Genomic DNA, 18928 nt, shown 5'->3' on the forward strand with positions numbered 1-18928 from the left:
AGCCGCCTCAGCTTCCGTGCAGGTAGACCCGCTGGAAGCGCGGGCCGAGGCGCGTGAGGACCTCGTAGCCAATGGTCCCCGAGCTGTCGGCGAGGTCGTCGATCCCGACATGCCGGCCGATCAACTCGGCCCAGGCACCGCGTTGCGCGAGCGCCGCGGGAATGTCCGTAACGTCGACGGTCACGACATCCATGGATACACGGCCGACGATCGGCGCCGGATAGCCGGCAACGTACGCGGGTGGTGACGGACGCCCGATCGGCCCGCTGATCGAGCGCAGGAAGCCGTCGGCGTACCCCGTCGCAATCGTGGCCAGTCGCGACGGCCGCGTCAGCGTGTATGCGGCGCCATAGCCGACGGTCGATCCGGCCTCTGCCTGGCGCACTTGGAGAATGCGCGCCTCGACGCGGACGACCTTTGCCGCAGGATTGGGACGGCCCTCGATCGCGCGCCCGCCGTAAAGCGCGATCCCCGCCCGCACGAGGTCATAGCGGTAGTCGGCGCCGAGGAGGGTGCCGGCCGAATTGGAAAGGCTCGCGGGCGCGGCTGGAAGCTTCGCCCGCAACGCATCGAACAGGGCCTTCTGCCGCGCATTCATCGGCGAGCCCGGCGTATCCCCGCAGGCGAGATGGCTCATGATCAGCGTGACGGGGAAGGCCTCGAACGGCGCCGGATCGGTTGCGACCGCCTCGACGTCCTCGACGGTCATGCCGAGCCGGTTCATGCCCGTATCGATGTGCACGGCCGCCGGCAGGCGCGCGCCGACACTGCGCGCATAGGCTGCCCACTCCTCGATCTCGGGGCGACTGCCGAGGACCGGGCGAAGGCCATAGCTCGGATAGAGCGGTGCCGTCGCCGGCAGGAGCCCGTCGAGCACGTAGGCCGTCGCCGCAGGCAGGGCGACCTTGAGGCGGCGTCCCTCGCTCAGCGTCGCCACGAAGAACGTCCGGCAGCCGGCCTCCCAGAGCGCCTTGGCCACCGGCTCGATACCCAAACCATAGGCATCGGCCTTGACGACGCCGGCGCACTCCGCCCCCCGCGCAACGGCCGCAAGCCAGCGCCAGTTCGCTTTGATGCCGGCGAGATCGACCGTCAGAAGTCCGCGCGCAGCCGCGCTCACGGCGCTCGGGTCATGCGCGGGTGGGGCAGGAGGAACGTACAAAGCCAACTCTCGCTTACTCGTGCCGCTCGGGCAGATACTGATCGTGCGCCAGATTGCCGAACCGCGTGTACTGGCCCTCGAAGGCCAGCGTGACCGTACCGACCGGACCGTGGCGCTGCTTGCCAATGATAGCCTCGGCTTTGCCGCTGACCATCTGCATTTTTTCCATCCAGGTCTGGAACTCGGCCGTGCCTTCGCTCGGCTTGGTGCGCTCGACGTAATATTCCTCACGGAAGACGAACATCACGACGTCGGCGTCCTGCTCGATCGAGCCCGATTCACGCAGATCCGAGAGCTGGGGCCGCTTGTCCTCGCGCTGCTCGACCTGTCGCGAGAGCTGGGAAAGGGCAATGATCGGGACCTCCAGCTCCTTGGCCAGGGCTTTGAGGCCAGTGGTAATTTCCGTGATCTCCTGAACGCGCCCCTCTGACGTGCGCCTCGAGCCGGAGAGCAACTGCAGATAGTCCACGATCAAAAGGCCGAGGCCGCGCTGGCGCTTCAGCTTGCGGGCGCGAGCAGCAAGCTGTGCGATGGAGATGCCACCCGTCTGATCGATGAAAAGCGGGATCGTCGACATCTGCTGCGAAACCTGAACTAGGCGCTTGAACTCAGCCTCGTTGATCATGCCGCGGCGGATCTTTTCCGAGGAGATCTCGGCCTGCTCGGCGAGAATACGTGTCGCGAGCTGCTCTGCCGACATTTCGAGCGAAAAGAAGCCCACCACAGCTCCATCCAGCACCTTGTCGGTGCCGTCTGGCTGCCGCTCGGCCTTGTAGTTCTTCGCGACGTTGAAAGCGATGTTGGTGACGAGCGCCGTCTTACCCATGGACGGACGGCCGGCGAGGATGATCAGATCAGACGCTTGCAGGCCGCCCATTTTGGCGTCGAGATCACGAAGCCCGGTCGAAATGCCGGAGAGGCCGCCCTCGCGCTGATAGGCGTTGTTGGCCATTTCGATGGCGTGGGTCAGCGCCGTGCCGAACCCTAGAAATCCCTGCCCGTACTTCCCGTTCTCGGCGAGGCTGAAGAGCCTGTTCTCCGCCTCCTCGATCTGATCCCCAGGAGGAAATTCGATTGGCGAGTCGTAGGCCGCATTGACCATATCCTCGCCGATGAGGATGAGATGACGGCGAATGGCAAGGTCGTAGATCGTCCGGCCATAATCGTAAGCGTTGATGATCGTCGTTGCATTGGTGACGAGCCGCCCGAGATACTGAGGTACGGTAAGACCCGGCTCGATGGGCGGTGCCGTCTCGAAGTACGTCCTGAGCGTGATCGGCGTCGCCTGCTTGCCGCCAGCGATCAGCTTTGCCGCCGTCTCGTAGATTTGCTGGTGCACCGGATCGAAGAAATGGTGCGGATCGAGGAAGCCCGACACGCGGTCGTGGGCCTCATTGTTGACCAGGATGGCACCGAGCAGAGCCTGCTCGGCGTCGAGATTGTGCGGGGCTGCGCGGAGCGGCAGCGCCTCGTTACCGGCATTGGCGGCGCCGGAGGCGAGGCTCAGGAGATCGGGGGCAGTGCGGGCGTTGTTCATGCGCGCGAAGATCGCCGATTCGGGTCCCCGTTTGGGCGTGACAAGGGCTCACGACCGGGGTGACTCCACGCTTTGCACAGACGTGCATAGACCAGTCGACGTGCCGCTTGCCGTGCGACCGAATCGCCGACAGTACGAATTGTACTGGCATGCTATGCCAGTAACCTATCCCAGCAGCGCGGCGCCGGTACCGGATGCGGTCGCGCCGGCCACGCTTCCGACATCGATCAAGGACTGAGACCATGACGCCACCCAATCCCCGTATTGCCCGCGCGCTGATCTCGGTGAGCGACAAGCGGGGCGTGGTCGAGCTCGCGCGCCGCCTCGCGGCGAGCGGCGTCGAAATCCTCTCGACTGGCGGCACGGCGAGCGCCCTCAAGGCTGCCGGCATCCGGGTCAAGGACGTGGCCGATCACACCGGCTTTCCCGAGATGATGGACGGGCGTCTCAAGACGCTTCATCCGAAGGTGCACGGCGGCCTGCTGGCCATCCGCGGCGATGCTGCGCACGAGGCCTCGGCCAAGACCCACGGCATCGCGCCGATCGATCTGCTCGTCGTCAATCTCTATCCCTTCGAGGAGACGGTCGCGAAGGGCGCCTCGCTCGAGGACTGCATCGAGAATATCGACATCGGCGGCCCGGCCATGATCCGCGCCGCGGCCAAGAACCACGCCGGCGTCGCCGTCGTCGTCGATCCCGACGACTATGCCCGCGTGCTTGCCGAGATGGATGCCAATGGCGGCGCGACGACGCTCGCGCTGCGCCGCACGCTCGCCGCTAAGGCCTTCGCGCGCACGGCCGCTTATGACGGCGCGATCTCGAATCATCTCGGCGCGCTCTTCGAGGGTGGCGACAGCGCGGAGACCGGCTTCGGCCCGACGTTCACACTCCAAGCCCGCAAGGCGCAGAGCCTGCGCTATGGCGAGAATGCGCACCAGCGCGCGGCCTTCTACGTAAGCCAGCCCGTCGAGCCCGGCACGATCTCCGCGGCGCGCCAGCTCCAGGGTAAGGAGCTTTCCTACAACAACATCGCCGACACCGACGCCGCGCTCGAATGCGTGAAGCAGTTCGCCGATCCGGCTTGCGTCATCGTCAAGCACGCCAATCCGTGCGGCGTCTCGGAAGCGGCCAGTATCTCGGACGCCTACGACCGCGCCTTCGAGACGGATACCGAATCCGCGTTCGGCGGCATCATCGCCTTCAATCGGGAGCTGGATGCGGCAACGGCCTCACACATCGTCGAGCGCCAGTTCGTCGAGGTGATCATCGCACCGCGTGTGGCTCCTGGTGTCGAAGCCATTGTTGCGGCCAAAAAGAACGTGCGCCTGCTCGTTTGCGGCGACTGGCCGGCCACGACACCGCCACGCCTCGATCTCAAGAAGGTCGCCGGCGGCCTGCTCGTTCAGGATGCGGATCTCGCATTGCTCGAGGGCACGCAGGTCGTCAGCAAACGCCAGCCGAGCGCACAAGAAATGGCCGACCTGCTCTTCACCTGGAAGGTCGCGAAGTTCGTGAAATCGAATGCCATCGTCTATGGCCGCGACCGGCGCACGATCGGCGTCGGCGCCGGCCAGATGAGCCGCGTGAACTCGGCCCGCATCGCCGTCATCAAGGCCGAGCAGGCCGGCCTCGAGGTGAAGGGCTCGGTCGTCGCATCCGATGCCTTTTTCCCGTTTGCAGATGGGCTCATCGCCGCCGCAGAAGCGGGCGTGACGGCCGTCATACAGCCCGGCGGCTCCATGCGCGATCGCGAGGTCATCGCGGCCGCCGACGAGCGCGGGCTCGCCATGGTCTTCACGGGCCTGCGCCACTTCCGCCACTGAGGGATCCGTGCCCGACATCACGCTGCGCGATCTCAATCGTCATGAAGACTGGGATCGCGTGCGCGCGTGGTTGCAGCAGGCCGAAATCCAGGCCTGGTGGGGTGGGCTTTCCGCCGCCGAAGCCGAGATCGCCATTGCAGCAGAAAGCCCCTCGGCCATCTGCAGGCTGATTCTCGCCGCCGACGCTCCCATCGGCTATGGCCACGCGCTCGATGCCGATCTCGTTCGCGGCGCGCGAACCGAGGGCTTGCCCGCCGGCACCTACGTCGTAACGCTTTTCATTGCGGATCCGGCCCATCGCCAGCGCGGTGCTGGCGAGATCGCACTCTCGGCCCTTACGCGCGAGATCTTCTCATCCACGCTGGCGCCTGCCGCCGCAACGCTGGTGCCCGTGCGCTATGAGCCAGCCGTACGCGCGGCCGAGCGCGCAGGCTATCGCTGGATTGGCATTCGCGATGACGGTGCGAACGGGCAAAGCTGGCTGATGGTGCGGGACAGGCCCTAACCAACAATGCGCCCGACGAACGGCAGCTCGCGGAAGCGGCTCGCGAGGTCCATGCCATAGCCCACGACGAACACTGGGGGGCACTCGAACGCGACATAGTCCGCCTCGATGGCCACCGCACGGCGCGTTTTCTTGTCGAGCAGGACACATGTGACAACCTGGGCGGCGCCCCGCGCGGCGATCAGGTCCTTGGCGAAAGCGAGCGTGCGTCCGGTATCGAGAATGTCATCGATCACAAGGACGTTGCGACCCGCCACATCGAGCTTGAGATCGCGCAGAATATCCACCTTGCCCACCGACTTGGTGCCATCGCGGTAGCTCGAGACCGACAGAAAATCGACCTCGGGCGCGAGGCCCGCCCGGTGCAGGCCGCGCAACAGATCGCCCGCGAACACAAAACTGCCCGTCAGGATCGGCACGACCAGCAGCCGATCGAGCTTCAACGCGGCAATGCCCTCCGCCAGCACGGCGATCCGGTCGGCGATGCTCTCTGCCGTGTAGATAACCTCGATCGCTTCCATTCCCGGGGCGCTGTCAGGCATATATTTCACTCGCAGTGTGTAAACTCAGGGTTGCAGACAAGCCAACGCGAGGTATAGCAGGCTCGTGACGGCATTGCGATGTGCTGCGGGCAGCCGACTGCGGCGCGCGACCGCATCGGCTGAGCAAGGCGGCTCATTACCGTGCCACATTCCTTGTTGATTGATCGCGCGGCGGCGACGTCCCGCGCATCGATCGGAAGGAGCGGCGACGAGGGGGAAAGGCCGCAGGGGGATACCGGAGTGATCAGGCTCCAGAATGTCGGATTGAAATACGGGCGCGGCGAAGACGTGCTCCGCGACGTCTCGTTTCATCTCGAACCCGGCTCCTTTCACTTTCTGACGGGGCCATCGGGCGCCGGCAAGACTTCGCTGCTCAGGATGCTGTTCCTGTCGCTGAAGCCGACCCGCGGCACCCTCGAACTGTTCAACCAGAGCGTCAATCGCGCCGACTCGAGCCGCCGGTCCGAGCTGCGCCGGCGCATCGGCATCGTATTCCAGGACTTCCGCCTGCTCGATCATCTCTCGACCTGGGAGAACGTCGCGCTGCCGCTCCGCGTTGTCGGCCGCCGTCTCGACGAATACCGCGAGGATGTGACCGACCTTCTGCAATGGGTCGGCCTCGGCGAGCGGATGCACGCCAACCCCTCGGTGCTCTCGGGCGGTGAGAAACAGCGCGCGGCCATCGCCCGCGCGGTGATCGGCAAGCCCGAGCTGCTGCTCGCCGACGAGCCGACCGGCAACGTCGATCCACAGATGGCGCGCCGCCTGCTGCGCCTCTTCGTCGAGCTCAATCGGCTCGGCACATCCGTCGTCATCGCGACGCACGATCATCAACTCATGCGCCAGTACAGGGCGCCACGGCTGGAGCTGAACGAGGGCCATGTCAGGATCGTATGACAGGCCGGCTTGGTCACCGGGACGACCGCAGGCATCGCGGGCGTACGACGACGTCGACGACTACACGTCGCCGCCGACCGGCCCACCGCACCAGGACGATTACACGCAGCCGCTCGAACTCGGCACGCCGCCCCACGAGCACAAGGCCTCGACCGCACTGCCGCCCGTCGATATGGCCTCGATCCAGGTGAATTCCTCGATCGTGCCCGCCGGCACCGTGACAGGCACGTCGCTCACGCTCGTCGTGACGATCATGTGCTTCCTCGCCTGCCTCACGGCCGGCGCGGTCTACATGATCAACCAGTCCGCATCGGCCTGGCTGCGCAATGTGTCGAGCGAGGTCACCATCCAGATCGAGCCGCGCGAGAACGTCGACACCGAGCGCGTCGTGCGTGACCTCACGGTCTTCCTCGCCGGGCAGCCGGGCATACGGGGTGTCCGGCCGCTGAGCCTCCAGAGCGCCACCGAGTTGATCGAGCCCTGGCTCGGCAAATCCGAGGTCCTGAAGGAACTGCCCGTGCCGCGCCTGATCGCGCTCGAGCTCGACCGCAACGCGCCGCCGGACCTCGAACGGCTCCGCACGGGGCTCGGTGAGCAGTTCAAGAATGCGACCCTCGACGATCACCGCCACTGGCAGCAGCAGATCCGCGCCGTCACGCGCTCGCTCGCCCTCGGCGGTATCGCGATCCTCGTCCTCGTCGGCGCTGCGACCATGGCGATCATCATCTCGGCGACCCGCAGCGCGATGGCCTCCAATCGCGAGATCGTCGAAGTTCTCCACTTCGTTGGCGCAACGGACCGCTTCATCGCGCGCGAATTCGAGACGCAGTTCCTGAGACTTGGCATTCGGGCAGGCTTTGTCGGCGCGGTATGCGCCATGGGCGTCTTCTTCCTGATGCCGTCGATCACCGAGTTCATGGGCGGTGGCGCGTTGAGCATGGCCGAATTCCGCCGTCTGATCGGTTCCGGCACGCTGGACGTGCTTGGTTATCTCGTCCTCGTCCTCGTCGTTCTCATCATCGCCGTGTTGTGCATGTTCACCTCGCGCCTCAGCGTCAAGCGCATCCTGCACAGCCAGCATTGAGCGCACAGAGCAACCACGGACCGCCACATCCGGCCTCCGCGCGTTGACACAAGTCTGGATGTGAGCACAAATCCGCTTCGCGTGTGACAAGCGGCGCCCGCACAACAGGGGGAGCTTTCGGATCCAGGCTATGATGCGGCTGATTTCAGTGCTGCTGAGCCTTTTGGTCGCCGGCCTCGTCGGCGGCTTCATTGCCTTTGCCGTGAGCGCTACGACAATGCACGAGGCCGAGACCCAGCGTGCGGACGCGATCGTGGTGGTCACGGGCGGCGAGGATCGAATCAGTGCCGCGTTGGCCCTCCTCCGTCAGGACAGTGGCCGGCGCCTGTTGATCTCGGGCGTGCATCCGCGCACGAGCGAAGCCGCAATTCGCGATCATACCGGCGAGCGGCGCCAGCTCTTCGAGTGTTGCGTCGATATCGGCCGCGAGGCGAGCGATACGATCGGCAATGCCGAGGAGACCCGCGACTGGGCGGCCGCGCGCGGCTATCGTTCGCTGATCGTGGTGACGTCGAGCTATCATATGCCGCGCACGCTCGCCGAGTTTGCGCGCGCCATGCCGGGGATCGAATTCGTCCCGCATCCCGTCGTCTCGCGGCATATGCGCGATCGATCCTGGTGGCAGCATCCAGCTTCGCTGCGTCTGCTCGCGAGCGAGTACGTGAAGTTCATCGCCTCGGCGACCCGTCTCGGCTGGGCGCGCGCCCAGGTATTGTTCGGCAGCGGCCGAACGCAATCGGCCGCCGCCGCCGTCCGCTGAGGTGTCAGACGTTATCCAAAGGCGCAGATGATCCGGCCACGGCCTGTGGACGCCACGGGGCGGCTGACCTATAAGGCCACACATGCGGACCTCGGTCTTTCAGACGCTGGTCCGAAGCATCGGATTGCTGCGGTCCCTGCAAGGCAACCCGCCGTCCGGTGGCATCAGAAGGCGAAACGTCTGCATGTCCGAAGAGGCCCCAGAGCAGGCCAGCAGGATCGAAAAGCTTTGCGCCGAGCAGGGCTTGCGTATGACTGCACCGCGGCGCGTGATCGCCCGCGTGCTCTCCGAAGCCTCCGACCACCCGGACGTGGATGAGGTCTATCGGCGCGTGCACGCCGTCGACCCACGCATTTCGCTCTCGACGGTTTATCGGACAGTGGGGCTGCTCACGCGCAAGGGCATCATTGCGCGGCACGACTTCGGCGCCGGCCGTATGCGCTTCGAGGAAGCGTCGGGCGAACACCATGACCACCTCATCAATGTCGAGACAGGCGCGGTGATCGAGTTTCATAACGAGGAGATCGAGCGCCTGCAGGAGCGCGTCGCCAAGGAGCTCGGCTTCGAGCTCGTCGGCCATCGTCTGCAGCTCTTCGGCGTGCCCCTCAAGCGGCGGCGCGAGCGCTAAACAGAAGGCACTGCCAGCGCATCGCCAACGGCCAGCTCGCCGCCTGCGATGATTTTCGCGTAAACGCCGAAATCGCTGTGGCCCCATGTGCGATGAAGCAGCGTCGGGATGCCCATATCGCGCGCGCCGGTCTGCGGATCGACATTCGTCGCATCGCAACGGCTCGTCCGATCCACCACGCTCAGACGCACACCACCGAGCGCAAGCTCATGCCCCATCCAGCCAAGCTCTGCCCAGGGCTCCACGCCGTCGATGAAGACATTCGCGCGAAAACGCAGCGGATCGACCGGCCGCCCCGTGACGCGCTCGAGCTCGCGCACGGAGGCGAGATTGACGATGTGCACGCACTTGAAGGGCACATCCGAGAAGGTGTGCTCCGGCGCAAACACGACCTTGGGCGGCCCGCGCAGCTCGGCCTTCATGTAAGCGGCAAAGAACTGCTCGATCATCTTGCGGCCGAGCGGCGTCGAGAGCTGGCCGCGCGCGACCTGCTTTCCCGCGCGCATGACCGTCAGCGTCTCGGTCGCATCGTCGAATGTCGTGACGAGCGTTGCAAGCCGCTCATCGCGCATGAGCATGAGGAAGGTGATCTTCGGGAGATGACGCGGATTGTCGGGATCGAAGCGCCCAGGACCGTTCTCGATCGCATAGGCACGGTCGAACGGCATGGTGCCGCCGACGTCGAGCGTCACGCGATCGCGCGCCTCCCCGCTCAATCCCTTGACGGCATAGCGGTAGAGCGCTGTGACCTTCGGTGTTGCTGAAGTGCTCATTTCCTTCAGCCTCCCCGCGCGGGCTACTCGGCCTCGCGCTTCGCCTTCTCGATCTCGACCATGCGCTTGTCGACGTAGTCGCCGACGATCTGGCTCAGCTCCTCGTTCTTGTCCTCGAAGAAGTGGCCAGCGCCCTGAATGATCGTGTGATCGATCTTGATGCCCTTCTGCGTCTTCGTCTTGCGCGACATCTCCTCGACGGCCGCAGGCGGCACCACCTTGTCGCGCTCGCCCGAGATCAGCAGGCCCGACGACGGGCACGGCGCGAGGAAGGAGTAGTCGTAGAGGTTCGCCGGCGGCGCCACGCAGATGAAGCCGTCGATCTCCGGCCGCCGCATGAGAAGCTGCATCGCGATCCACGTGCCGAACGAGACACCGGCAATCCAGCACGAGCGGCTATCAGCGTTCTGGAGCTGCAGCCAGTCGAGGGCGGAAGCCGCGTCGGAAAGCTCGCCGGGCCCGTTGTCGAAGTAGCCCTGACTGCGTCCGACGCCACGGAAATTGAAGCGCAGCACCGAGAAGCCGCGCTCTTGGAAGGTATAGTAGAGGTGGTAGACGATCTGATTGTTCATCGTCCCGCCGAACTGCGGGTGCGGATGCAGAATCAGCGCGATCGGATTCTCGCTGCGCCCTTCGTGATGGTAGCGGGCTTCGAGACGGCCGGCCGGGCCGTTGATCATGATTTCGGGCATGGGACCTTTCGGGCTTTCTGAGCTCGGGCGCGGGCATCGGTCGAATTTGAGCGACGGCGTCCGTATGCACACGATGCGGCCCAGATCGGCGTCTTCAGGCGCGGCATCGAAAATACTTGACTTGCTCGCTCGGAATTTCCATATACAGGTCAGGATTTAGAAACGCTCCAAACTGAGCGTTGCCGTACCGGGCCTGTGTCGCGCGTCTCTTAGCACGTAACCATGCCTCGAATGCAAGGTCGTTGTGGCGCCGCGGCATCGCCCTTTGTGGCAGCCGAGCCAGACCAGCAGAAGGTGCGTCGCGGCGTTTGGGCAGGTTGCGTGAGGCGAGTGGGGCCATGGAACTGAACACCAAAGGGCGGTACGCCGTGATGGCGATGGCGGACCTCGCCAGCCAGCGCGCCAGCGATGCGACCCCCCTCCCGGCGATTGCCGAGCGCCAGCAGATCTCGATCGCCTACCTCGAGCAGATCTTCATCCGCCTGCGCCGCGCCGGCCTCGTCGAGAGCGCCCGCGGCCGTGCCGGCGGCTACCGGCTCGCCCGACCGGCCGCCGAGATCGTGATCGCCGACATCATGTCGGCCGTCGAGGAAGATACCCGCATGACGCGCTGCCGGGGCGAGGACGGTGCGCCGTGCCTCCCCGGACACCGCTGCCTCACGCACAATCTCTGGGAGGCCCTTGGCGCCCAGATCGCGGGCTTCCTCTCGACCGTAACCCTGAAGGACGTGCTCGACGGCCTGCCTGCCCATCGCGGCCGGCCCGCTGTCGAGGCCTTCATCAGCCCATCCGAGGTGCAGACCGCGCGATGACCGCCGAGCGCACATATCTCGATTGGAACGCGACAGCGCCGCTTCTTCCCGAAGCGCGCGCGGCGATCGAGCGTGCGCTTGACGTCCATGGCAATCCCTCCTCGGTCCATGCCGAGGGGCGCCGCGCCCGCGCCGTCGTCGAGACCGCGCGCGAGCAGGTTGCGGCTCTCATCGGCGCGCGTCCCTCCGAAATCGTCTTCACGAGCGGCGCCACAGAGGCCTGCGCGACGGTTCTGGCGGCCCCCTGGTCGGCGATCCTGGTCGCGGGGATCGAGCATGATGCCGTGCTGCGGCCTGCGGAAGCGACAACCGGGCAGCACATCGCGCTGGCCGTCGACGCGGATGGCCGCGTCGATCTGGCCGAGGTTGGCGACAAAGCGCGCTCGGCCGTAACCGAGTACGGTGCAGGCAATATCCTCGCCGCGCTCCAGATCGCGAACAACGAGACCGGCGTGCTGCAGCCCCTCCCCGAGGTGGCGGCGATCGCCCGCGAGGCCGGCGCTCTGGTCTTCACGGATGCCGCCCAGGCTGCCGGCCGAATCCCCATTGATTTCGCTGCGATCGGCGCGGATTTCATGGCGCTTTCGGCGCACAAGCTCGGCGGCCCGAAGGGCATCGGCGCCCTCGTCGTGCGGGACGGCCGCGAATTGCCGCCCCTCATCCGTGGTGGTGGGCAGGAGCGTCGCCGCCGCGGCGGCACCGAGAACATCCCAGGCATCGCCGGCTTCGGCGCGGCTGCTGACGTTGCGCGCAAGACGGTTGCCGAGCACGCCCGCATCGCCGCGCTGCGCGACCGTCTGGAAGCGAACCTTCTCGATACGACACCCGAGGCCCGCATCGTCGGTGCCGGCACCGAGCGGCTGCCCAATACGACGTGCATCGCCCTGCCGGGCCACGCCGCCGAGACGCTGGTCATTCGCTTCGATCTCGCCGGCATTGCCGTGAGCGCGGGCGCCGCCTGCTCGGCCGGCAAGATCGGCGCGAGCCATGTCCTCATGGCCATGGGCCTCGACGAGACGACAGCCCGATCCGCTATCCGCATCAGCATCGGACCGACGACTACGAACCACGATATCGACCGCTGTGTCGCTGCCTGGCGAGAGATCGCCGCCCACCCACGGGCGCGAACAGCCGCTTGAGCGACACAACAGAAACGACACGATCAGGAGCACGGAGAACAACAAGATGGCCGCCGTTCAAGAGACCATCGAACAGGTCAAGTCGATCGACGTCGACAAGTACAAGTACGGCTTCGAGACCGACATCGAGACCGAGAAGGCCCCGCAGGGCCTGAGCGAGGACATCGTCCGCTTCATCTCCGAGAAGAAGGGCGAGCCTGCTTGGATGCTCGAGTGGCGTCTCGACGCCTACCGCCGCTGGCGCGCACTCAAGGAGCCGACCTGGGCGAAGCTGAAGTACCCGAAGATCGACTTCGACAGCCTCTACTATTACGCCGCGCCCAAGGGCGTCAGCGGGCCGAAGAGCCTCGACGAGGTCGACCCGGAAATTCTCGCGACCTACGCGAAGCTAGGCATCCCGCTGAAGGAGCAGGAGATTCTGGCTGGCGTGCGCAAGGCCGGCGAGCCGAGCCCCAATGCTGGAACGAGTGGCGAAGGTCACGAGGAGGCCAACGGCTACGCGAGCCTTGCCGGCAAGGTCGCCGTCGACGCCGTGTTCGACTCGGTCTCCGTCGTCACGACCTTCAAGAAGGAGCTGGCGAAGGCAGGCGTGATCTTCTGCTCGATCTCGGAAGCGCTCCGCGAGCACCCCGATCTCGTGAAGAAGTACCTCGGCACGGTCGTCCCGCAGTCCGACAATTTCTATGCTGCGCTCAACTCGGCGGTCTTCTCGGATGGCTCGTTCGTCTATGTGCCGGAGGGCGTGCGCTGCCCGATGGAGCTGTCGACCTACTTCCGCATCAATGAGAAGAACACGGGTCAGTTCGAGCGCACGCTCATCATCGCCGACAAGGGCAGCTACGTCTCCTACCTCGAGGGCTGCACCGCGCCGACGCGCGACGAGAACCAGCTCCACGCGGCCGTGGTTGAGCTGATCGCCCTCGATGACGCCGAGATCAAGTACTCGACGGTTCAGAACTGGTACCCCGGCGACAAGGACGGCAAGGGCGGCATCTTCAACTTCGTGACCAAGCGCGGCGACTGCCGCGGCAAGAACGCGAAGATCTCCTGGACCCAGGTCGAGACCGGCTCGGCCATCACCTGGAAGTATCCGAGCTGCATCCTGCGCGGCGACAACAGCCGCGGCGAGTTCTACTCGATCGCCATTTCGAACGGTCATCAGCAGGTCGACAGCGGCACCAAGATGATCCACCTCGGCCGCAATACGACGAGCCGGATCATCTCGAAGGGCATCGCGGCAGGCTTCTCGCAGAACACCTATCGCGGCCTCGTCTCGGCACACCGCAAGGCAACGGGCGCCCGCAATTTCACGAACTGCGACAGCCTGCTGATCGGCGATAAGTGCGGCGCCCACACGGTGCCCTACATCGAGGCGCGCAATTCCTCGGCTCAGTTCGAGCACGAGGCCACGACCTCGAAGATCTCGGACAACATGCTCTTCTACTGCACGCAGCGCGGGCTCTCGGAGGAGGAGGCGGTGGCGCTGGTCGTCAACGGCTTCGTCCGTGACGTCCTCCAGCACCTGCCCATGGAGTTCATGGCCGAGACGCAGAAACTGATCGGCATCAGCCTTGAGGGCAGTGTTGGTTAATGAGGCTCAGGTAAACAGCGTTCGATTAGCTCCGCAGGCGTAAAATTCGTGTGCGAAAGCCTGCCAATTCGGAGCGGAATGTGTAGGATGGCGACATTCGGCCACAGGCTGGACCAAAAAAAGATGGTGGGGGACGAGGGGCCCCGCACCACGGAGTGCTGGGAGCGAAGCGCGGGGGCGCCAATTGCGGTGGCTGCCCAATCTGAGGAGTGAGCTAATGAGTGACGCAGCTGGTTTCGGTCAGGTGATGATGAGGGCGCGGCTCACGCGTGAGATCGGAGAGAGCGAGGCGAAACAACGCAATGCCCTGTCGATCAAGCGGCCCGGCCTGACGCTTCGCCAAGGCTCCCAGGTGACGGTCCTCGAGACCCTGGAGCAGGGTCAAGCCTTCCTGGTGGAGTTCGGGCACAAGTCGCCGGACGCCTGTGACTGGCTCGGCGTGCTCTATCCCTCGGAGATCGAGCTGGAAGGGGCAAGTCCACAGCAGGCCGCCTGAGCCGCGACCGACTGACCTGAGCGAGCTGACGACACGGGGGTGCCGCGGCAGCGGCGCTGAAGGATGACTATTTGCGGCTCGCCGAGCCGCGCGATGGATGACGATGAAGATGAGCTTCCCTCTCCCCGCTCGCGGGGAGAGGGTCAGGGTGAGGGGCGGCGGCAAACGCTATCGCCCGCAGTGTGGCAGCCCCTCACCCCGGCCCTCTCCCCATGAAGGATGGGGAGAGGGGGAAGAAACTTAGGAGACCCGACCTGTCATGCTCGAGATCAAGAACCTGCACGCCCGCATTGCCGATGACGGCGCCGAGATCCTGAGAGGCATCGATCTCGTCGTGCCCAAAGGCGAGGTGCACGCGATCATGGGGCCCAACGGCTCGGGCAAGTCCACGCTCGCCTATGTGCTCGCCGGCCGCGACGACTACGAGGTCACCGAAGGCGATATCTTCTGGAATGGCGAATCGATCCTCGAGATGGGGCCTGACGAGCGCGCCGCAAAGGGCGTGTTCCTCGCCTTCCAGTACCCCATGGAGATCCCCGGCGTCGCGACCATGACCTTCCTGCGCGCGGCCCTGAACGCTGTGCGCAAGAAGCGCGGGCTGAAGGAGCTGACCACGCCCGAGTTCATGAAACTCGTGCGCGCCAAGGCGGCGGAACTCGGCGTCAGCGACGAGATGCTGAAGCGCCCCCTCAATGTCGGTTTCTCCGGCGGCGAGAAGAAGCGGATGGAGATCCTCCAGATGTCCGTGCTGGAGCCAACGCTCTGCGTGCTCGACGAGACGGACTCGGGCCTCGACATCGACGCCATTCGCATCGTCTCCGAGGGCGCAACCAAGCTGCGCGGGCCGGACCGCGCCATGCTGGTCATCACGCACTACCAGCGCCTGCTGAACTACATCGTGCCCGACAAGGTGCACATCCTCGCCAAGGGCCGCATCCAGAAGACCGGCGGCAAGGAGCTGGCGCTCGAGCTCGAGAAGTCCGGCTATGCCGATTTCACCGGCAAGGCCGCGTGAGGCCCCAATGAATGTCACGACCCTGAAGACGAAAGCCGAGAGCCAACTGCGCGAGCAGTTCGATGCCGCGGCGGAAAAACTGCCGGGCACCGGCTGGGTGAGCGCGCTCCGCGCCCGCGCCATGGACGCATTTGCCGCCGAGGGCCTGCCCCACCGCCGCGTCGAGGAGTGGAAGTACACCGATCTGCGCGAGCGTCTGCGTGATGTGCCCGCGCCGGGTGCGGCCACCGCGAAGACCGTCACAAGCACCGATCTCGACCGCGCGCTCGGCCCGTTCGCCGCGATCGATGCCGAGCGCATCGTCCTCGTCGATGGCGTCTACAGCGCCGACCTCTCGAAGGTCTCAGCCGAAGCAACGGTCATCGAGCTGATGTCGCTCGCGGCCATGCTCGAGAAGGCCCCGGCCTGGCTCGAAGGCAAGTTCAGCTCGAACGGCGGTGCCGTCGTCGCGCTCAACACCGCCTTCATGAGCGACGGCGTGCTGCTCAAGGTCCGCAAGGACCAGGATCCCGGCAAGCCTGTTCTGCTCGTCCACGCCCGCACGGCCACCGAGCCGACTGCGCTCGCCGTCCGCAATGTCATCAGTGTCGAGGCCGGCGCCAAGCTCACGCTCGTCGAAGCCCACGTCACGCTCGATGGCGCAGCACGCGGCGCGCTCAGCAACATCGTCACTGACGTCACGATCGGCGACGGCGCCACCTGCGATCACATCAAGAGCCTCGCCGACGCGACTGCGTCGACGCATCTCGCCACCTGGACGACGAAGCTCGGCAAGGACGCGACCTACCGCGGCTTCCAGCTCACGGCGAGCCCCGCGCTCGCCCGCAACGACATCAATATTCTGTTCAACGGCGAGGGCGGCAAGCTCGACCTCTCCGGCGCCTTCCTCGCGCGCGGCGCCGAGCACATCGACACGACGCTCGTCGTCGACCATGCCGTGCCGCATTGCGAGAGCCGCGAGCTCTTCAAGGGCGTGCTCGACGGGCGCGCGCACGGCATCTTCCAAGGCAAGATCATCGTGCGCCCCGATGCCCAGAAGACCGACGGCAAGCAGATGTCGCAGGCGCTCATGCTTTCGCCGGACGCGCAGTTCTCCTCGAAGCCCGAGCTCGAGATCTACGCCGACGACGTGGTGTGCGGCCACGGCGCCACCTGCACGGAGATCGATGCCGACCTCCTTTTCTACTGTCGCTCGCGTGGCATTCCGCCGGACGTCGCCCGCGCGATGCTGACGGAGAGCTTCATCGGCGAGGCCGTCGAGAAGATCGAGAACGAGGCCGTGCGCGAGGCGATCGGGACGCTGGCCATCGACTGGCTTCGCACCAAGTAGCCGCGCGAACAACCGGGCCATGAACGCAGCCCGGAGCTAGGACGGATCATGGCAACCACCGAAACGACCGCAAAGACGCCCTCAGGCGCGGCGGCCTTCGACGTCGAGCGCATTCGGGCCGATTTCCCGATCCTCTTCCGTGAGGTCTACGGGAAGCCGCTCGTCTATCTCGACAACGGCGCATCCGCGCAGAAGCCGCGGGCCGTCCTCGACGTGATCGATCACACCTACAAAATGGAGTACGCGAACGTCCATCGCGGGCTCCACTACCTCTCCAATACGGCGACGGCAAAATTCGAGGAGGCGCGCGAGATCACGCGGCGCTTCATCAATGCGCCGAGCGTCGATCAGGTGATCTTCACGAAGAGCATCACCGAAGCGATCAACCTCCTCTCCTACAGCTTCGGCGCCGACTTCAAAGAGGGCGACGAGATCGTCCTCTCCATCATGGAGCATCACTCCAACATCGTGCCGTGGCATTTCCTGCGCGAGCGCAAGGGCTGCGTGCTGAAGTGGGCGCCGATCAGCGACGACGGCGTGCTCGATCTCGAAGCTCTCGAGAAACTGCTGAGCCCGCGTACGCGCCTCGTCGCCGTCACGCACATGTCGAACGTGCTCGGCACGGTCGTGCCCATCAAGGAAGTCGTGCGGATCGCGCGCACACGCGGCGTGCCGGTTTTCGTCGATGGCGCGCAGGCCGCCGTGCACATGCCGGTCGACGTGCAGGACCTCGACTGCGACTTCTATGCCTTCACAGGCCATAAGGTGTACGGACCGACCGGCATCGGCGTTCTCTATGCCAAGAAGAAGCACCTCGATGCCATGCCGCCCTTCCTCGGCGGCGGCGAGATGATCGAGACCGTGACAACCGATAACGTCACGTACGGCGTCACGCCGCACAAGTTCGAGGCCGGCACGCCGCCGATCGTGCAGGCCATAGGCCTCGGCGCTGCGCTGAACTACATGATGCAGATCGGCCGCGAGAACATCGCCGCGCACGAGGCGGATCTGCGCTCGTACGCCCACCAGCGCCTTGCCGAGCTGAACTGGCTGAAGATCTACGGCCGCGCCCCAGGCAAGGGCTCCATCGTCGCCTTCAACATCGACGGCATGCACCCGCACGACATCTCGACGATCATCGACCGCTCGGGCGTCGCCGTGCGCGCCGGTCATCACTGCGCGCAGCCGCTCATGGAACGCCTCGGCGTCTCCGCGACATGCCGCGCGTCGTTCGCCATGTACAACACCCGTGCCGAGGTCGATGCGCTGGTCGAAGCGCTGATCAAAGCGCACGACTTCTTCGCGTAATGGAGTGAGCCCCATGGACGGAAAGCCAGTGGAGCGCGATACGCTGATCCTCGGTGGCGATGCGCCGGAGAAGTCCCACGTGACGCCGGGCCGCGCGCCCTCGGTTGATGAAGGCGGCACGCCCGTCGAGGGCTCGAAGCTTTCGGCCGAGCAGCTCGAGCAGATGACGGCCGACATCGTCGCCGCGCTCAAGACCGTCTACGATCCCGAGATCCCGGCCGACATCTACGAGCTCGGCCTGATCTACAAGATCGACATCGACGACGAGCGCAACATCGGCATCGACATGACGCTGACGGCGCCAGGCTGTCCGGTCGCCGGCGAAATGCCCATCTGGGTCGAGAATGCCGTCGGCAGCGTCGATGGCGTCGGGCAGGTCACGGTCAACCTGACCTTCGATCCGCCCTGGGATCAGAGCCGCATGTCCGACGAGGCGCGCCTCGCACTCAACATGTTCTGAGCGCGACAGCGCTCTCAGCAGTCGAGCGTCGTCTGGCGCTCCCAGTCCGTGAGATGACGCGCGTAGTCATTCCAGTCGGCATGGCGCAGCTTGGCATAGGAGGCGACCGTCGCCTCGCCGAAGGCTGCCTTCAGCATGTCGCTCGTCTCGAAGTTGCGCAGCGCATCGAGCAGATTGAGCGGCAGGCGGCGCACGTCCTTCACCGTATGGCCCTCGGTGTACATGTTGATGTCGAGGCGCTTGCCCGGATCGCGCTTGTTGCGCATCCCATCGAGGCCAGCCGCCAGAATGGCCGCCTGCAAGAGGTAGGGATTCGCAGCACCATCCGCGAGACGTATCTCGAAACGACCCGCATCCGGAATGCGGATGAAGTT

19 protein-coding genes and 1 pseudogene are annotated in these 18928 nt (G+C 65.5%); 14 read left to right on the forward strand and 6 right to left on the reverse strand.

Annotation, left to right across the window (positions count from 1 at the left end):
* Positions 1-7: 7 nt before the first annotated feature.
* Together alr and CS1BSM3_RS04100 are read right to left on the reverse strand one after the other, a co-directional pair.
* Complete coding sequence (gene alr, locus CS1BSM3_RS04095) at positions 8-1120, reverse strand: alanine racemase (RefSeq protein WP_072385677.1); 1113 nt, start codon at positions 1118-1120, stop codon at positions 8-10.
* A gap of 55 nt (positions 1121-1175) precedes the next feature.
* Positions 1176-2699: a replicative DNA helicase gene (locus tag CS1BSM3_RS04100; protein WP_083528217.1), complete on the reverse strand. Its 1524-nt coding sequence runs from the start codon at positions 2697-2699 to the stop codon at positions 1176-1178.
* Positions 2700-2941: 242 nt separating this feature from the next.
* Between CS1BSM3_RS04100 and purH the strand changes: the two genes are divergently transcribed.
* Together purH and CS1BSM3_RS04110 are read left to right on the forward strand one after the other, a co-directional pair.
* Complete coding sequence (gene purH, locus CS1BSM3_RS04105) at positions 2942-4522, forward strand: bifunctional phosphoribosylaminoimidazolecarboxamide formyltransferase/IMP cyclohydrolase (RefSeq protein WP_072385678.1); 1581 nt, start codon at positions 2942-2944, stop codon at positions 4520-4522.
* A gap of 7 nt (positions 4523-4529) precedes the next feature.
* Positions 4530-5027, forward strand: coding sequence for a GNAT family N-acetyltransferase (locus CS1BSM3_RS04110; RefSeq protein WP_072385679.1), 498 nt, complete (start codon positions 4530-4532; stop codon positions 5025-5027).
* Here the strand turns inward: CS1BSM3_RS04110 and hpt are convergent.
* Entirely contained in the window at positions 5024-5569 is a 546-nt protein-coding gene (gene hpt / locus CS1BSM3_RS04115) for a hypoxanthine phosphoribosyltransferase (protein ID WP_072385680.1), read from the reverse strand. The two genes, CS1BSM3_RS04110 and hpt, sit on opposite strands and share 4 nt — an antisense overlap.
* Positions 5570-5809: 240 nt before the next feature.
* Here hpt and ftsE point away from each other — a divergent pair, with 240 nt between their 5' ends.
* From ftsE to CS1BSM3_RS04135, 4 genes are all read left to right on the forward strand, one after another.
* Complete coding sequence (gene ftsE, locus CS1BSM3_RS04120; RefSeq protein ID WP_072385681.1) at positions 5810-6466, forward strand: cell division ATP-binding protein FtsE; 657 nt, start codon at positions 5810-5812, stop codon at positions 6464-6466.
* Entirely contained in the window at positions 6450-7550 is a 1101-nt protein-coding gene (locus tag CS1BSM3_RS04125; RefSeq protein WP_083528222.1) for a cell division protein FtsX, read from the forward strand. Before ftsE ends, CS1BSM3_RS04125 begins: the two co-directional genes overlap by 17 nt.
* Before the next feature lie 130 nt (positions 7551-7680).
* Positions 7681-8310, forward strand: coding sequence for a YdcF family protein (locus CS1BSM3_RS04130; protein WP_083528224.1), 630 nt, complete (start codon positions 7681-7683; stop codon positions 8308-8310).
* Between the two features lie 184 nt (positions 8311-8494).
* A complete protein-coding gene (locus tag CS1BSM3_RS04135) occupies positions 8495-8938 on the forward strand; it encodes a Fur family transcriptional regulator (RefSeq protein WP_072385682.1) in 444 nt (147 codons plus the stop codon).
* On the opposite strand, the gene CS1BSM3_RS04140 is transcribed toward CS1BSM3_RS04135, so the two are convergent.
* On the reverse strand, positions 8935-9711 hold the full coding sequence (locus CS1BSM3_RS04140; RefSeq protein WP_072385683.1) for an MOSC domain-containing protein: 777 nt from the start codon (positions 9709-9711) through the stop codon (positions 8935-8937). The genes CS1BSM3_RS04135 and CS1BSM3_RS04140 overlap by 4 nt on opposite strands.
* A gap of 23 nt (positions 9712-9734) precedes the next feature.
* Positions 9735-10475: an alpha/beta hydrolase gene (locus CS1BSM3_RS04145; RefSeq protein ID WP_280174722.1), complete on the reverse strand. Its 741-nt coding sequence runs from the start codon at positions 10473-10475 to the stop codon at positions 9735-9737.
* A gap of 266 nt (positions 10476-10741) precedes the next feature.
* Between CS1BSM3_RS04145 and CS1BSM3_RS04150 the strand changes: the two genes are divergently transcribed.
* The 8 genes from CS1BSM3_RS04150 (at position 10742) to CS1BSM3_RS04185 (ending at position 18554) form a co-directional block, all read left to right on the forward strand.
* Positions 10742-11215 (forward strand): Rrf2 family transcriptional regulator, encoded by a 474-nt coding sequence (locus CS1BSM3_RS04150; RefSeq protein WP_072385685.1) that lies wholly within the window; start codon positions 10742-10744, stop codon positions 11213-11215.
* Positions 11212-12354 carry a cysteine desulfurase family protein gene (locus tag CS1BSM3_RS04155; protein ID WP_072385686.1) on the forward strand — a complete coding sequence of 381 codons (1143 nt, stop codon included), beginning with the start codon at positions 11212-11214 and terminating at the stop codon, positions 12352-12354. Before CS1BSM3_RS04150 ends, CS1BSM3_RS04155 begins: the two co-directional genes overlap by 4 nt.
* Positions 12355-12400: 46 nt before the next feature.
* Complete coding sequence (sufB, locus tag CS1BSM3_RS04160) at positions 12401-13945, forward strand: Fe-S cluster assembly protein SufB (protein ID WP_072385745.1); 1545 nt, start codon at positions 12401-12403, stop codon at positions 13943-13945.
* 217 nt (positions 13946-14162) lie between these two features.
* Positions 14163-14441, forward strand: coding sequence for a hypothetical protein (locus CS1BSM3_RS04165; RefSeq protein WP_072385687.1), 279 nt, complete (start codon positions 14163-14165; stop codon positions 14439-14441).
* Between the two features lie 259 nt (positions 14442-14700).
* The gene (gene sufC / locus CS1BSM3_RS04170) at positions 14701-15456 is read left to right on the forward strand and encodes a Fe-S cluster assembly ATPase SufC (protein ID WP_072385688.1); all 756 of its coding nucleotides are present in this window, start codon (positions 14701-14703) and stop codon (positions 15454-15456) included.
* A gap of 7 nt (positions 15457-15463) precedes the next feature.
* The gene (sufD, locus tag CS1BSM3_RS04175) at positions 15464-16786 is read left to right on the forward strand and encodes a Fe-S cluster assembly protein SufD (RefSeq protein WP_072385689.1); all 1323 of its coding nucleotides are present in this window, start codon (positions 15464-15466) and stop codon (positions 16784-16786) included.
* Positions 16787-16834: 48 nt separating this feature from the next.
* Positions 16835-18094, forward strand: coding sequence for a cysteine desulfurase (locus tag CS1BSM3_RS04180; protein WP_072385690.1), 1260 nt, complete (start codon positions 16835-16837; stop codon positions 18092-18094).
* Between the two features lie 13 nt (positions 18095-18107).
* Positions 18108-18554, forward strand: coding sequence for an SUF system Fe-S cluster assembly protein (locus CS1BSM3_RS04185; protein ID WP_083528226.1), 447 nt, complete (start codon positions 18108-18110; stop codon positions 18552-18554).
* A 14-nt stretch (positions 18555-18568) separates the two neighbouring features.
* On the opposite strand, the pseudogene CS1BSM3_RS04190 reads toward CS1BSM3_RS04185, so the two are convergent.
* Positions 18569-18928, reverse strand: a pseudogene (locus CS1BSM3_RS04190) (type III glutamate--ammonia ligase); the annotation flags it as partial.

This window comes from Hyphomicrobium sp. CS1BSMeth3 (assembly GCF_900117415.1).
Taxonomy (GTDB): domain Bacteria; phylum Pseudomonadota; class Alphaproteobacteria; order Rhizobiales; family Hyphomicrobiaceae.